The organism is Pseudomonas sp. RIT-PI-r (assembly GCF_001297015.1).
Lineage (GTDB): Bacteria > Pseudomonadota > Gammaproteobacteria > Pseudomonadales > Pseudomonadaceae > Aquipseudomonas.
Genome location: NZ_LIGE01000024.1, coordinates 18,942 through 34,597 on the forward strand (window position 1 = coordinate 18,942; position 15,656 = coordinate 34,597).

The 15,656-nt window shown below is 62.7% G+C and carries 2 protein-coding genes (1 of these 2 only partly in view); both read left to right on the top strand.

The features are described 5' to 3' along the window. Positions 1 to 12,321, top strand: a complete 12,321-nt coding sequence (locus AK821_RS11835) for a non-ribosomal peptide synthetase (protein WP_064389804.1) — start codon at positions 1 to 3, stop codon at positions 12,319 to 12,321. Then, positions 12,321 to 15,656, top strand: partial view of a non-ribosomal peptide synthetase gene (locus AK821_RS11840; RefSeq protein WP_064389805.1) — the 5' portion only. Its footprint extends 10,191 nt past the window's final position; only the first 3,336 of its 13,527 coding nucleotides appear in the window; its start codon is at positions 12,321 to 12,323; its stop codon lies off the right edge, out of view. The genes AK821_RS11835 and AK821_RS11840 overlap by 1 nt, the downstream gene beginning before the upstream one ends.

A 15,656-nucleotide genomic window follows, 5' to 3' on the forward strand; every position in this document is an offset into this window, starting at 1 on the left:
ATGAATGCTGAAGACTCCTTGAAACTCGCTCGCCGGTTTATCGGGTTGCCCCTGGAAAAGCGCCAGATGTTCCTCGCTGCCCTGCAGAGGGAAGGGGTGGATTTTTCCCGGTTTCCGATTCCGACCGGCGTCGAGGCCGAGGATCGGCAGGCGCTGTCTTACGCACAGCAACGCATGTGGTTTCTCTGGCAGCTGGATCCCCAAGGTGGCGCCTATAACCTGCCAGGCGCGGTACGGCTCAATGGCCGTTTGAACGTGGCGGCGCTGGAGCAAGCCTTCGCCAGCCTGGTCGAGCGCCACGAAACCCTGCGTACGGTGTTCCAGCGCCAGGCCGAGGACAGTCTGTCGCAAGTGCCGGCCAGCGCGCCGTTGGTGATCCGTCATGAAGACTTCAGCGCACTGCCGGCCAGCGAGCGTGAGCAGGCTGTGGTGCAGGCCGCCGAACAACAGTCGGTGTTGCCATTCGACCTGGCCGCGGGTCCGCTGCTGCGGGTGACGTTGCTCAAGCTCGCCGATCAGGAGCATGTGCTGCTGTTGACCCTGCACCACATCGTTTCCGATGGCTGGTCGATGAACGTGCTGATCGACGAATTCATCCGTTGCTACGACGCGTTCGATGCCGGTCAGCCACCGCAACTGGCCGCGCTGCCGATCCAGTACAGCGACTACGCCTTGTGGCAACGCCGCTGGCTCGAAGCGGGCGAACAGGCGCGCCAACTCGATTACTGGCAGGCGCAACTGGGTGACGAACACCCGGTGCTGGAGCTGCCGCTGGATCATTCGCGTCCGGCGATGCCGAGCTATCGCGGCACTCGCTATGAATTCGCTGTCGATGAACAACTGGCCGAGCAACTGCGCAACACCGCGCAGCAGCATCAAGTCACGTTGTTCATGCTCTTGCTCGGTGCTTTCAACGCGCTGCTGCATCGCTACACCGGCCAGACCGACATCCGTGTCGGCGTGCCGATTGCCAACCGCAACCGTGGCGAAATCGAAGGGCTGATCGGCTTCTTCGTCAACACTCAAGTGCTGCGTACCCAACTGGACGGGCAGACCCGCATTGACGATCTGCTGCGGTCCGTCAAGGACACCGCGCTCGGTGCTCAGGCGCATCAGGATCTGCCGTTCGAGCAACTGGTCGAAGCGCTGAAGCTGGAACGCAGCCTCAGCCACACGCCGCTGTTCCAGGTGATGTACAACCACCAGCCGCAAGTGGCGGACATCGCCAGCATCAGCACTGCCTCCGGTCTACTGCTGAATAGTCTTGACTGGCAGAGCCGTACCACCCAGTTCGACCTGACCCTCGATACCTACGAGAAGGGCGGCAAGCTGCATGCGGCGCTGACGTACGCCAGCGACTTGTTCGAGCCGGCCACCATCGAGCGCATGGCGCGCCATTGGTTGCGCTTGCTCAAGGCCATGGTCGCCGATCCGTCGCAACGCATCGGCGAACTGCCGCTGCTGGAGGCCGATGAGCAGCACACGCTGGTGCATGACTGGAACAACGTTCACGCGGTTTATCCGACGCAAACCCCGATACACCAACTGATCGAAGCGCAGGTTGCGCGCACGCCGAATGCGCCTGCGCTGCTGTTCGGTGAGCAGACGCTGAGCTACGCCGAACTGGATGCGCGGGCCAACCGCCTCGCGCATTTGCTGGCTGAACAAGGCGTGCGGGCCGACAGTCTGGTCGGCGTTTGTGCTCTGCGTTCGGTGGAAATGGTTGTCGCGCTGCTGGCGACTCTCAAGGCTGGCGGCGCTTATGTGCCACTGGATCCGGAGTACCCGCAGGAGCGTCTGGCGTACATGATCGAGGACAGCGGCATTACCTTGTTGCTGACGCAGGAGGCGCTACTGGCGTCGCTGCCGACTGACGGCGTGCAGGTCATCACGCTGGATCAGCCGGGCCTGCTCGACCGCTACAGCGACAGCCGTCCGAACGTCAGCATCGATCCGCTGAACCTGGCCTATGTGATTTACACCTCGGGTTCCACCGGCAAACCGAAAGGCGCCGGCAACAGCCACGCGGCGCTGGTCAACCGCTTGTGCTGGATGCAGGAAGCGTACGCGATCGACGCCAGCGATTCGGTGTTGCAGAAGACCCCGTTCAGTTTCGACGTGTCGGTCTGGGAGTTTTTCTGGCCGCTGCTGACCGGTGCGCGTCTGGTGGTTGCCGCGCCAGGTGCGCACCGCGATCCGCTGCAACTGATCGACATCATCAACCGCCACGGCATCAGTACGTTGCACTTTGTGCCGTCGATGTTGCAGGCGTTCATTCATGAGGCCGGTGTCGAAAGCTGCGTGGGCCTCAAGCGCATCGTCTGCAGCGGTGAAGCATTGCCGCTGGACGCGCAACTGCAAGTCTTCGCCAAACTGCCGAACGCCGGCCTCTACAACCTCTACGGCCCGACCGAAGCGGCGATCGATGTGACCCACTGGACCTGCGTTGACGAAGGCGCCGACAGCGTGCCCATCGGCCGGCCGATCGCCAACCTGCGCACCCACGTCCTCGATGCCGAACTGTTGCCGGTGCCGAGTGGCGTGGCCGGCGAACTGTACTTGGGCGGCGCCGGTCTGGCGCGCAGTTATCACCAGCGCCCGGCGCTGACCGCCGAGCGTTTTGTGCCATGCCCGTTCCACGACGGCGCGCGCCTGTACCGCACCGGTGACCGGGTGCGTCAGCGCGCCGACGGGGTGATCGAATACCTCGGTCGTCTCGACCATCAAGTGAAACTGCGCGGTCTGCGCATCGAATTGGGCGAAATCGAAACCCGCCTGATGCAGCATCCGCTGGTGCGCGAAGCGGTGGTGCTGGTGCAGGGTGGCAAACATCTGGTCGCGTATCTGGTGCTGGAACAGGCTCAGCCGGACGAGCAGTGGCAGCAGGACGTCAAGGCGTGGCTGCTCGGCAGCCTGCCGGAATTCATGGTGCCGACCTACCTGATGACGCTGACCAAACTGCCGGTCACCGCCAACGGCAAGCTCGATCGCAAAGCCTTGCCGCAACCGGATGCCGCGCCGCAGCAAGCGTTCGTCGCGCCGCAGGATGCGCTGCAAAAAGCGCTGGCGGCGATCTGGGAAGACGTGCTCGGCCTTGAGCGCGTCGGTCTGGAAGACAACTTTTTCGAACTGGGCGGCGATTCGATCATTTCGATTCAAGTGGTCAGCCGTGCGCGACAGGCCGGGATTCGTCTCAGCCCGCGCGACCTGTTTCAGTACCAAACCGTGCGCAGCCTTGCGCTGGTCGCCACGCTGGATAATCAGACCTCGGTGGATCAAGGCCCGGTGACCGGTGACGCCGTGCTCGGGCCGATCCAGCAGCATTTCTTCAGTCGCGCGATGCCGCTGCGTGATCACTGGAACCAGTCGCTGCTGCTGACCCCACGCGACAGCTTGAATGCGCAGTGGCTTGAGGCCGCGCTGACGCAGGTGATCAATCATCACGACGCCTTGCGCCTGCGCTTTGTCGAAAGCGCAGACGGCTGGCAGCAGAGCCATGGCCCGCTGGTGGGCAGCGCTGACCTGTGGTTGCGTGATGCCGAGTCGGCGGAACAGTTGCAGGCGTTGTGCAACGCAGCCCAACGCAGCCTCGACCTGCAGAAGGGGCCTCTGCTGCGCGCACTGCTGGTGACGATGGCTGATGGCTCTCAGCGCCTGGCGTTGATCATTCACCACTTGGCAGTGGACGGCGTTTCCTGGCGCGTGCTGCTGGAAGATTTGCAACAGGCTTACGAGCAGCGCTCGGCGGGCGGAGGCATTCAGTTGCCGGCCAAGACCAATGCCTTCCAGAGCTGGACCGCGCGTCTGGAAAGCGCCGCTGCACGCTTCGATGAACAACTGGATTACTGGAAAAACCAGCATCAGGGCGCACAGGATCTACCGTGCGAGCGACCGGACGGCAGCCTGCAAAACCTGCATGGCGAGAAAATCGAATGGCGCCTCGACGCCGAGCGTACCCGTCAGTTGCTGCAACAGGCGCCGGCGGCGTATCGCACGCAAGTCAATGATCTGTTGTTGACCGTACTGGCGCGCACCATCAGTCGCTGGACCCGCCAGCCCGGCACACTGATCGAGCTAGAGGGGCATGGTCGCGAAGACCTCTTCGATGACATTGACCTGACCCGCACCGTGGGTTGGTTCACCAGTCTGTTCGCGGTCAAGCTGACCGCTGCCGACGATCTCGACGGTTCGATCAAGTCGATCAAAGAGCAACTGCGCGCCGTGCCGGACAAGGGCCTGGGCTACGGCGTGCTGCGTTATCTGGCGGCGCCATCGGTGCGCGCCGAATTGGCGCAGTTGGCTCCGCCACGGATTACCTTTAACTACCTCGGTCAGTTCGACCGCCAGTTCGACGAAGCCGCGTTGTTCGTGCCGTCCGCCGAAACCAGCGGTGTCGCGCAGGATCCGGCCGCGCCTCTGGCCAATTGGCTGACCGTGGAAGGTCAGGTCTATGGCGGTGAACTGTCGATGAGCTGGGGTTTCAGCCGCGAGATGTTCGACGGTGCGACCGTGCAGAAACTGGTGGATCAGTACGCCATTGAACTGCACGCGCTGATCGAGCATTGCTGCACGTTGCAAGCCGCACAAGCGACGCCATCGGACTTCCCGCTGGCGCGCGTGACCCAGGCACAACTGGATGCGCTGCCGGTGCCGGCAGGTCAACTCGATGATGTTTATCCGCTGTCGCCGATGCAACAGGGCTTGCTGTTCCACACCCTTTACGAGCAAGCGGCGGGTGAGTACATCAACCAGTTGCGCGTCGACGTCCAGGGTCTCGATCCCGAGCGGTTCCGCGCTGCGTGGCAGGCCACCGTCGATGCGCAGGACATTCTGCGCAGCGGGTTCGTCTGGCAGGGTGAGCTGGCGCAGCCGCTGCAGATCGTCCACAAGCGGGTGCAACTGCCGTTCAGCATTCTTGACTGGCGCGACCGCGACGATCAGCCCGCAGCGCTCGCGGCGTTGGCCGACGCCGAACGTCAGCAAGGTTTTGATCTGAGCTGCGCGCCACTGCTGCAACTGCAGCTGGTGCAGACCGGCGCCGAACAATGGCATTTGATTTACACCCATCACCACATCCTCATGGACGGCTGGAGCAACTCGCAGTTGCTCGGTGAAGTCTTGCAGCGCTACAGCGGTCGCACGCCGGTGACTGGCGGCGGGCGTTATCGCGACTACATCGCCTGGCTGCAACGTCAGGACGGCCAATTGAGTGAGGATTTCTGGAGCGGTCAATTGGCCGCGCTGCAAGAGCCGACGCGACTGGCCCGGGCAGCCACCGCTGGCGAGAAGCAGAGCGGCCACGGCGATCACTACCTGACACTGGACGTACAGCGCACCCAGGCGCTGGAAACCTTTGCCCGCCAGCAAAAAGTCACCGTCAACACCTTGGTGCAAGCGGCATGGTTGCTGTTGCTGCAACGCTACACCGGTCACGAAGCCGTGGCGTTCGGTGCGACGGTGGCCGGGCGTCCGGCGGATCTGCCGGGCATCGAGCAGCAGGTCGGTCTGTTCATCAACACCTTGCCGGTGATCGGCGCGCCGCGTCCGGATCAAAGCGTTGGCAGCTGGCTGCAAGCGGTACAGGCGCAAAACCTCAGCTTGCGCGACTTCGAACACACGCCGCTGGCGGACATCCAGCGTTGGGCCGGGCAGGGCGGTGAAGCACTGTTCGACAATATTCTGGTGTTCGAAAACTACCCGATTGCCCAGGCGCTGAGTCAGGCCGGGCAAGGGCTGACATTCGGTGATGTCGGCAATCTCGAACAAACCCATTACGCGCTGAGCGTGGCGGTCACCCTCGGTCAGCAGTTGGCGTTGCACTACAGCTTTGATCGCGGCCAGTTCGCCAGCGATGTCATCGCCGGTATCAGTGCGCACCTGTTGCAATTGCTTGAGCAGTTCGCCGTGTCCGCCGAACGCAACCTCGGTGAAATCGCCTTGGCCGATGCTCAAGAGCAGGCCCGCCAGCAAGCCGAAAACCATCCGCAGCCGTACCCGGTGGACATCGGCGTACATCAGCGTATTGCCGCGTTGGCTGCGCAAAATCCGCAGCGCACGGCGGTGATCTTCAACGGTGAGCATTTCAGCTACGGCGAGATCGACCAGCGTGCCAATCAACTGGCGCACGCACTGATCGCCCGCGGCGTCGGCGCAGAAACCCGCGTCGGTGTAGCGCTGCCGCGCAGTGAGTCGGTGATCGTCGCGCTGCTGGCGGTGCTCAAGGCTGGCGGTGCTTATGTGCCGCTGGACACCAGCTATCCGCGCGAACGCCTGGCCTATCTGATCGAAGATTCCGGGCTGGCGCTGCTGATCAGCGACTCGTCGGTGTCGGCGCAATTGCCGGTCGATGAGTCGGTGCCGCTGCTGGAACTGGATCGTCTCGATTTGCGCGAGTTGCCGATCAAGGCACCGCAGGTGCAACTCGATCCGCACAACCTCGCCTACGTGATTTATACCTCCGGTTCCACCGGCAACCCGAAAGGCGTCAGCGTCGCCCACGGTCCGTTGGCCATGCATTGCCAGGCCATCGGTCAGCGCTATGAAATGCGCGACAGTGACTGCGAATTCCACTTCATGTCGTTCGCCTTCGATGGTGCCCACGAACGCTGGCTGACCAGCCTGACTCACGGTGCGTCGCTGCTGATTCGCGACGACACGCTGTGGACGCCGGAGCAGACCTACAACGCGATGATCGAACACGGCGTGACCGTCGTCGCATTCCCGCCGGTGTACCTGCAACAACTGGCCGAACACGCCGAGCGCGTCGGCAATCCGCCGAAGGTGCGTATCTATTGCTTCGGCGGTGACGCAGTGCCGAACGCGAGTTTTGAGCGGGTCAAACGCGCGCTCGATCCGGACTACATCATCAACGGCTACGGTCCGACCGAAACCGTGGTCACTCCACTGATCTGGAAGGCCGGTCGCGAAGTGCCGTGTGGCGCCGCGTACGCACCAATCGGCAGCCGTATCGGTGACCGCAGCGCCTACGTGCTCGACGCCGATCTGAACCTGCTGCCGCAAGGCATGGCCGGTGAGTTGTACCTCGGTGGCACGGGGCTGGCGCGGGGTTATCTGAACCGTCCGGGGCTGACTGCCGAGCGCTTCGTCGCGGACCCGTTCAGCACCACCGGCGGCTTGCTTTATCGCACAGGCGACCTGGTGCGTCAGCGTCTCGATGGCACGTTCGACTATCTGGATCGCATTGACAATCAGGTGAAAATTCGCGGTTTCCGTATCGAGTTGGGCGAAGTCGAAGCGGCTCTGCAAGCCCTCGACGGCGTGCGTGAAGCGGTGGTCGTCGCGCAGGAAGGCAGCGCCGGCAGTGGCAAGCGTCTGGTGGCGTATGTGGTGGGCGATTCCAGCCATGCCGACTTCACCGACGATCTGCGTGCGCAACTCAAGGCGACGTTGCCGGGGCACATGGTGCCGGCGTATGTCTTGCGTCTGGAGCGCATGCCGCTGACGCCGAACGGCAAACTCGATCGCAAGAACCTGCCGAAACCGGACGTCAGCCAGCTGCAGCAGGCTTACCTTGCACCGCACACGCCGCTGGAACAGCAACTGGCGGCGATCTGGCAAGACGTGCTCAAGCTTGAGCAGGTCGGTATCAGCGACAACTTCTTCGAGCTGGGCGGCGATTCGATCATCTCGATTCAAGTGGTCAGCCGTGCGCGGCAGGCCGGGATTCGCTTTACACCGAAAGACCTGTTCCAGCACCAGACTATCGCAGCGCTGGCCGTGGTCGCGCAGACCGGTGAAGCGTTGCAATTGATCGATCAGCAACCGGTCGCCGGTAGCACAGCGCTGTTGCCGATCCATCAGGAGTTCTTCGCGCAGGCGATTCCCGATCGTCATCACTGGAACCAGTCGGTGATGCTCAAGCCGACACGGGCGCTGGATGCGCAATTGCTGGAGCAAGCACTCGATGCCTTGGTGCTGCATCACGACAGCTTGCGTCTGGACTTTGTCGAGCAGGCTGATGGTTGGGCCGCGCAATACCGTGATGTGGTAACGCAAGCGGGTGAGACCATTCTGTGGCAAGTCGAGGTCGCTGACCTTGCAGCTCTGGAAGCGCTGGGCGACAAGGCGCAACGCAGCCTGCAACTGAGCGGTGGCTCGCTGATTCGCGCGGTGTTGGCGAATCTGGCTGACGGTACGCAACGCCTGTTGCTGATCGTTCATCACCTGGTGGTCGATGGCGTGTCGTGGCGGATCCTGTTCGAAGACCTGCAAAACGCTTATCGGCAGATTCTCGCGGGTAACCCCGTGCAATTGCCGGCCAAGACCAGCGCAGTCAAAGCTTGGGCAGCAGCGTTGCAGGACTATGCGGCAAGTCCGGCGCTGCAAACCGAACTGGGCTTCTGGCAGCAGCAGTTGCAGGGCGCCTCGGCTGCCTTGCCTTATGATCATCCGCACGGCGGGCAGCAACACGATCAGGCGCTGACGATCCGCAGCAAACTGGACAAAGCCCTGACCCGTCAACTCTTGCAGGATGCGCCACAGGCCTATCGCACACAGGTCAACGATCTGCTCCTGACCGCACTGGCGCGAGTGATGGTGCGCTGGACCGGTGCTGATAACGCGCTGGTCTTGCTCGAGGGCCACGGTCGTGAAGATCTCTTCGACAACATCGACCTGACCCGCACGGTCGGTTGGTTCACCAGTGTGTTCCCGGCGCGTCTGTCGCCGGTCGCCGAGTTGGGCGCATCGCTCAAGCAAGTCAAGGAGCAACTGCGGGCCATTCCGCACAAAGGCATCGGCTTCGGTGCGCTGGCGCATCTGGGTGATGAACAGGCGCGCGAAACCCTGCAGGCCTTGCCGACACCGCGCCTGACTTTCAACTATCTGGGCCAGTTCGACGGCAGCTTCGACGGGGCCGACGAGGCCTTGTTTGTACCGACCAGCGAAGCCGGCGGTGCCGAAGTCAATATGCAAGGGCCGCTGGGCAATCCGCTGGCGCTGAACGGCAAAGTCTTCGGCGGCGAGCTGGACCTGAGCTGGACCTACAGCGGCGCCATGTTCAACGCCGCGACCATCCAGCGCCTGGCCGATGACTACATGCAGGAACTGACCGCGCTGATCGGCCATTGCTGCGACAGCGGCAACCGTGGCGTGACGCCGTCGGACTTCCCGCTGGCGCACCTGTCGCAAGCGCAACTGGATGCGCTGGTGCTGGAGCCGCAAGGCATCGATGACATCTACCCGCTGTCGCCCATGCAGCAGGGCATGCTGTTCCACACCTTGCTCGAACATGGCAATGGCGACTACATCAACCAGATGCGTCTGGACGTCGATGGCGTCGACCCGCAGCGCTTCCACGCTGCGTGGCAAGCGGTGGTGGATGCCCACGACATTCTGCGTACCGGGTTCTTCTGGCAGGGTGACCTGCCGCAGCCGGTGCAAGTGGTGCAACGCCAGGTCGAGGTGCCGTTCAGTATGCTCGACTGGCACGGCAAGACCGATCTCGACACGGCGCTGCAAACCCTCGCTGACGAGGAGCGCGCACTGGGCCTGGACCTGACCTGTGCGCCGCTGCTGCGTCTGGTGCTGGTGCGCACGGCGACTGATCGTCATCACCTGATCTACACCAACCATCACATCCTGATGGATGGCTGGAGCAGCGCGCAGTTGCTTGGCGAAGTGCTGCAGCATTATCGCGGCGAAGCGGTGCCGCGTCCGGCGGGTCGCTATCGCGATTACATCGGCTGGTTGCAGCGTCAGGATGCGGCGGCTGCCGAGAATTACTGGCTGGCAACGCTGGAACACCTGCAAGAGCCGACGCGTCTGGCCAACGCCATCGCGCGGCCAGTCGACGCTTTGCCAAGTGTCGGTTATGGCGACCATTACCAAGTGCTGGACGCTGACCTGAGCGTGCGTCTGGGTGAATTTGCCCGGGCCTCGAAAGTCACCGTCAACACGTTGGTGCAAGCCGCGTGGCTGTTGCTGTTGCAGCGTTACACCGGCAAAGACTGTGTGGCGTTCGGTGCGACCGTGGCCGGGCGTCCGGCGGATCTGCCGGGAGCCGAAGAACAGATCGGTCTGTTCATCAACACCTTGCCTGTGGTGGCCGCGCCGCAAACGCAGCAGAGTCTGGCCAGTTGGCTGCAAGCCGTGCAGGCGCAGAACCTCGCTTCGCGCGAGTTCGAACACACGCCGCTGGCGGACATTCAGCGCTGGGCCGGGCAGGGCGGTGACGCACTGTTCGACAGCCTGATGGTGTTCGAGAACTATCCGATTGGCGAAGCGCTTGAACGGGGCGCGCCGCAGGGATTGCGTTTCGGTGCGGTGGTCAATCAGGAACAGACCAACTATCCGCTGACGCTGCTGGTGAGCATGGGTGCGCAACTGTCGGTGCATTTCAGCTATCAGCGCGACAGTTTTGCGGCGGCGAGTGTCACGCAGTTGGGTGAAAGCCTGCAGCGTCTGCTCGGGCAGATGGTCGAAGCGGGTGAAGGCTCGTTGAGCGACTTGAGCCTGATCGACAGCGTCACGAACGTCGAGCCCGACTTCGTCACCGAACTGTGCATTCATCAAGGCATTGCCCGCCAAGTGGCGGCCACGCCGGATGCGCTGGCGGTGACCTTCGCCGATACGCGACTGACCTACGCCGAACTCGATGCGCAAGCCAACCGTCTGGCGCACAAGCTGATCGAGTTGGGTGTCGGCCCGGAAGTGCGCGTGGGTGTGGCGATGCCGCGTTCCGAGCAGCTGCTGATTGCCTTGCTGGCAGTGCTCAAATCCGGCGGCGCGTATGTGCCGCTGGATCCGGATTACCCGGCTGATCGCGTTGCCTACATGCTCGAGGACAGCCGTGCGCGGGTGTTGCTCACCGAGCAAGCGGTCGCTGCGACGCTGAGCGTGCCGGGCGATACCCAAGTGCTGCTGATGGATCAGGTTTCGCTGACCGGTTATTCAGGTGTCGCCCCGCAAACGTCGGTGCAGCCGGACAACCTCGCCTACGTGATCTACACCTCCGGTTCCACCGGCAAACCGAAAGGCGTGGCCATCGCCCATCGCAACGTCATGGCGCTGATCGACTGGTCGGCCAAGGTCTACAGCCGTGACGATATTCAAGGCGTGCTGGCCTCGACTTCGGTGTGCTTCGACCTGTCGGTGTGGGAGCTGTTCGTCACGCTGGCCAATGGCGGATCGCTGATCATCGCGCGCAATGCACTGGAACTACCGACCCTGCCAGCTCGCGATCAGGTTCGCTTGATCAACACCGTGCCGTCGGCGATCGCTGCGCTGCAACGCGCCGGGCAGATTCCCGCGAGCGTGCGCATCATCAACCTCGCGGGTGAGCCGCTCAAACAAGGGCTGGTCGACGCGTTGTATCAGCAGCTGACAGTCGAGCACGTCTACGACCTTTACGGCCCGTCGGAAGACACCACCTATTCGACCTGGACCCGCCGTATCGCCGGCGGTCAGCCGCGCATCGGTCGTGCGCTCGATCACAGCGCCAGCCATTTGCTCGACGCCGATCTGCAAGCGGTGCCGCAAGGGATTTCGGCCGAGCTGTACCTGTCCGGCGCCGGCATCACCCGCGGTTATCTGGGGCGTGCGGCGATGACCGCCGAGCGCTTTGTACCGAACCCGTTCGTCGGCAATGGCGAGCGCATGTACCGCACCGGCGACCTGATTCGTGAACGCGAAGAGGGCGAACTGGAGTACATGGGCCGGATCGACCATCAGGTGAAAATTCGTGGATTCCGCATCGAACTGGGGGAAATCGAGGCGCGATTGCTCGCGCAACCGGACGTCAGCGAAGCAGCGGTGCTGGCCATCGAAAGCGAAACCGGTGCGCAACTGGTGGCCTATGTGGTCGCCCCGCAGCTGGACATGCATGACGGCGAAGCGCAGCGGCAACTGCGCGACGGACTAAAGACTGGCCTCAAGTCTTCGTTACCTGACTACATGATTCCCGCGCACCTGCTGTTCCTTGAGCAGTTGCCACTGACCCCCAACGGCAAACTCGACCGCAAGGCCCTGCCTGCGGTGGATGCCAGCCAGATGCAGGCCGCGTACGTCGCGCCGCAGAGTGAGCTTGAGCAGCAGGTCGCGGCGATCTGGCAGCAAGTGCTCGAGGTTGAACGCATTGGTCTGAACGATCACTTCTTCGAACTGGGCGGGCACTCGCTGCTGGCGGTCAACGTGGTGTCGCGCATCGCCCTCGAACTGGGCCTGACGCTGACCCCGCAACTGTTATTCCAGCACCCCGTCCTGAGCGACTTTGTCGCTCGACTCGATACAGGAGGCGGGGCAATCAACGAACAGAAACTGAGCAAGCTGGAAGCCCTGCTTGACGATATGGAGGAAGTCTGATGGACAAGAGTGTTGCTTTGAGGATAGCCAAGCGCTTTATCACTCTGCCGCTGGACAAACGTAAGCTGTACCTGGAAAAGATGCTCGAAGAGGGCGTCTCTCCGGCCAACCTGCCGATCCCGGAAACACGCTCCGGGTTTGCAGCGATTCCTCTGTCGTACGCTCAGGAACGCCAACTGTTCCTCTGGCAAATGGATCCGCACAGCACCGCGTATCACATCCCCAGCGCCTTGCGCCTCAAGGGCCAGCTGGACGTGGCGGCGCTGGAACGCAGCTTCAATGCCGTGGCCGCGCGCCACGAAAGTTTGCGCACCACGTTTGCCGAGCACGGCGAAACCTTCTGCCAAGTGATTCACCCGCAATTGCCACTGAGCATCACCCTGACACCGCTGCCGGCAGGCCTCGACAGCGCTGGCGAAGAGGCGGCGATCAAGGCGTTTGTCGAAAGCGAAACCGCGCGCCCGTTCAATCTGCAACAGGGTCCGCTGCTGCGCGTGGCATTGCTCAAGGTCGCTGATGACGATCATGTGCTGGTGTTGATCCAGCACCACATCATCGCCGATGGCTGGTCGATCAAAGTGCTGGTCAACGAGCTGATCCAGCATTACGCCGCCGACAGCGCCGGGCAGCCGTTGAGCCTGCCGGAACTGGAGGTGCAATACGCCGACTATGCGATCTGGCAGCGCCATTGGCTGGAAGCGGGCGAGCGTGAGCGACAACTGGCTTACTGGATCAAGACACTGGACGGCGAGCAGCCGGTGCTGGAACTGCCGATCGATTTCCCGCGTCCGGCAGTGCAAAGTTTGCGCGGTGCACGCCTGCAACTGGACCTGCCGGCGGCCCTCGGCGATGCGCTCAAGCAACTGGCCCAGCGCGAAGGCGCGAGCCTGTTCATGCTGTTGCTGGCGTCGTTTCAGGCGTTGCTGCATCGCTACAGCGGCCAGGCGCAGATTCGTGTCGGCGTGCCCACGGCCAACCGTAACCGGGTCGAGACCGAGGGCCTGATCGGCTTCTTCGTCAACACTCAAGTCTTGAATGCCGAAGTGCATGGGCAACTGCCGTTCAACCAATTGCTGGCCCAGGTCAAGCAGGCGGCGATGGCCGCCCAGGCACATCAGGATCTGCCGTTCGAGCAGTTGATCGAAGCGCTGCAACCGGAGCGCAGCCTGAGCCACAGCCCGGTGTTCCAGGTGATGTTCAACCACCAGACCAGCCGTGATCAGGGGCGTGGCGCGGTGCAATTGCCGCAACTGAGCGTCGAAGATGTGCAGTGGGAAGGACGCACCGCGCAATTCGACCTGACCCTCAATACTTACGAATCGAATGACGGTTTCGCCGCCGAGCTGACCTACGCCACCGATCTGTTCAAGCCGGAAACGGTCGAGCGTCTGGCGCGTCATTGGCAAAACCTGTTGCAAGGAATTGTGGCCGCACCGACTCAACGGGTTGGCGAGTTGCCCTTGCTGGAAAGTGCCGAGCACGGCGTTCTGTTGCAGGACTGGTTCCGCGTGGCGGATCACAGCGCGCAGGGCGAATGCGTGCAGCAGGACTTTGCCTTGCAGGCGCAGCAAAACCCGCAGGCCACGGCACTGATCATCGGCGACGACGTACTGACGTATGGCGAACTGGATGCCCGGGCCAACCAACTGGCGCATCACCTGATCGAGGCCGGCGTCGGCCCGGATCAACTGGTCGGCATCGCGGTCGAGCGCAGCGTTGAGATGATCGTCGGCCTGTTGGCGATCCTCAAGGCCGGCGGCGCTTATGTGCCGCTGGACCCGGCGTATCCCGAGGATCGTCTGGCTTACATGATCGAGGACAGCGGCCTGCATTTGCTGCTGACACAGGCGCATTTGCAGGCGCAGCTGCCGATCCCGGCGGGTGTGCAAACCCTGTTGCTCGATCAGCCAGGTGACTGGCTTGCGGCTTATCCACAGACCGCGCCGGACGTGGCCGTCAACGGCGAGCATCTGGCGTACACGATCTACACCTCCGGCTCCACCGGCAAACCGAAAGGCGTGATGGTACGCCACGCGGCGTTGAGCAACTTTGTCGCGAGCATGATCAAGCAGCCGGGGATTGTCGCTGCGGATCGCATGCTGTCGCTGACCACGTTCTCCTTCGATATTTTCGGCTTGGAAATCTATGGCCCGCTGCTCGCCGGCGCCTGTGTGGTGCTGACTGGCAAGGACGTGCATCAAGACCCGCAAGCGGTGCTCGAACTGATCGAGCGTCATGCCGTGAGCGTCCTGCAAGCAACGCCATCGACCTGGCGCATGCTGCTCGACAACGAACACGCATTGATTCTCAAGGGCCGCACGTTCCTCTGTGGCGGTGAAGCGCTGCCGCAAGAACTGGCCCAGCGCATGCTGGTGCTGACGCCGAGCGTGTGGAACCTGTATGGCCCGACCGAAACCACGATCTGGTCGGCGCAACACGCACTGAGCGCGGACCACAGCCGTCCATTCCTCGGCACCCCGATCGACAACACCGCACTGTACATTCTCGGCAGTGACCTTGAGCTCAATCCGCTCGGTGCGCCGGGGGAATTGCTGATCGGCGGTGACGGTCTGGCCCGTGGTTACTTTCAGCGCCCGAGCCTGACCGCCGAACGTTTTGTGCCGGATCCGTTTTCGGCAAACGGTGCGCGTCTGTACCGCACCGGCGACCTGACCCGTTATCGCGCAGAAGGCGTGATCGAGTACATCGGGCGCATCGATCATCAAGTCAAAATCCGTGGTTTCCGAATCGAGCTTGGCGAGATCGAAGCGCGTTTGCTCGCGCTCGACAGCGTGCGCGAGACCGTGGTGGTCGCTCAGGACGGCCCGACCGGACCGCAACTGGTCGGCTATGTGGTGCCGTCCGCCAGCACTGTTGACGAAGTCGAACTGCGCGCTGAATTGAAAGCCAGCCTCAAGGCCGAACTGCCGGAATACATGGTGCCGGCGCACCTGCTGTTCCTCGCGCAACTGCCGCTGACCCCCAACGGCAAAGTCGACCGCAAAGCCTTGCCGGCACCCGATGCCAGCCAGTTGCAATCGACCTATATCGCGCCGCAAACCGCGACTCAACACAGCGTCGCCGAGATCTGGCAAGCGGTGCTCAAGCTTGAGCGTGTCGGTCTCAGCGACAACTTCTTCGAACTCGGCGGCCATTCCTTGCTGGTAACGCAAGTGGTCTCGCGAGTGCGTCAGACGCTGAACGTTCAGGTGCCGCTGCGTACGCTGTTCGAACACAGCGTTCTGGAAGACTTCGTCGCCGCCCTGGGTGTCGATCAGGCGACGCAGGAACCGGCGATTGTCGCGCTGCCGCGTACGCAACCGATGGCACTTTCC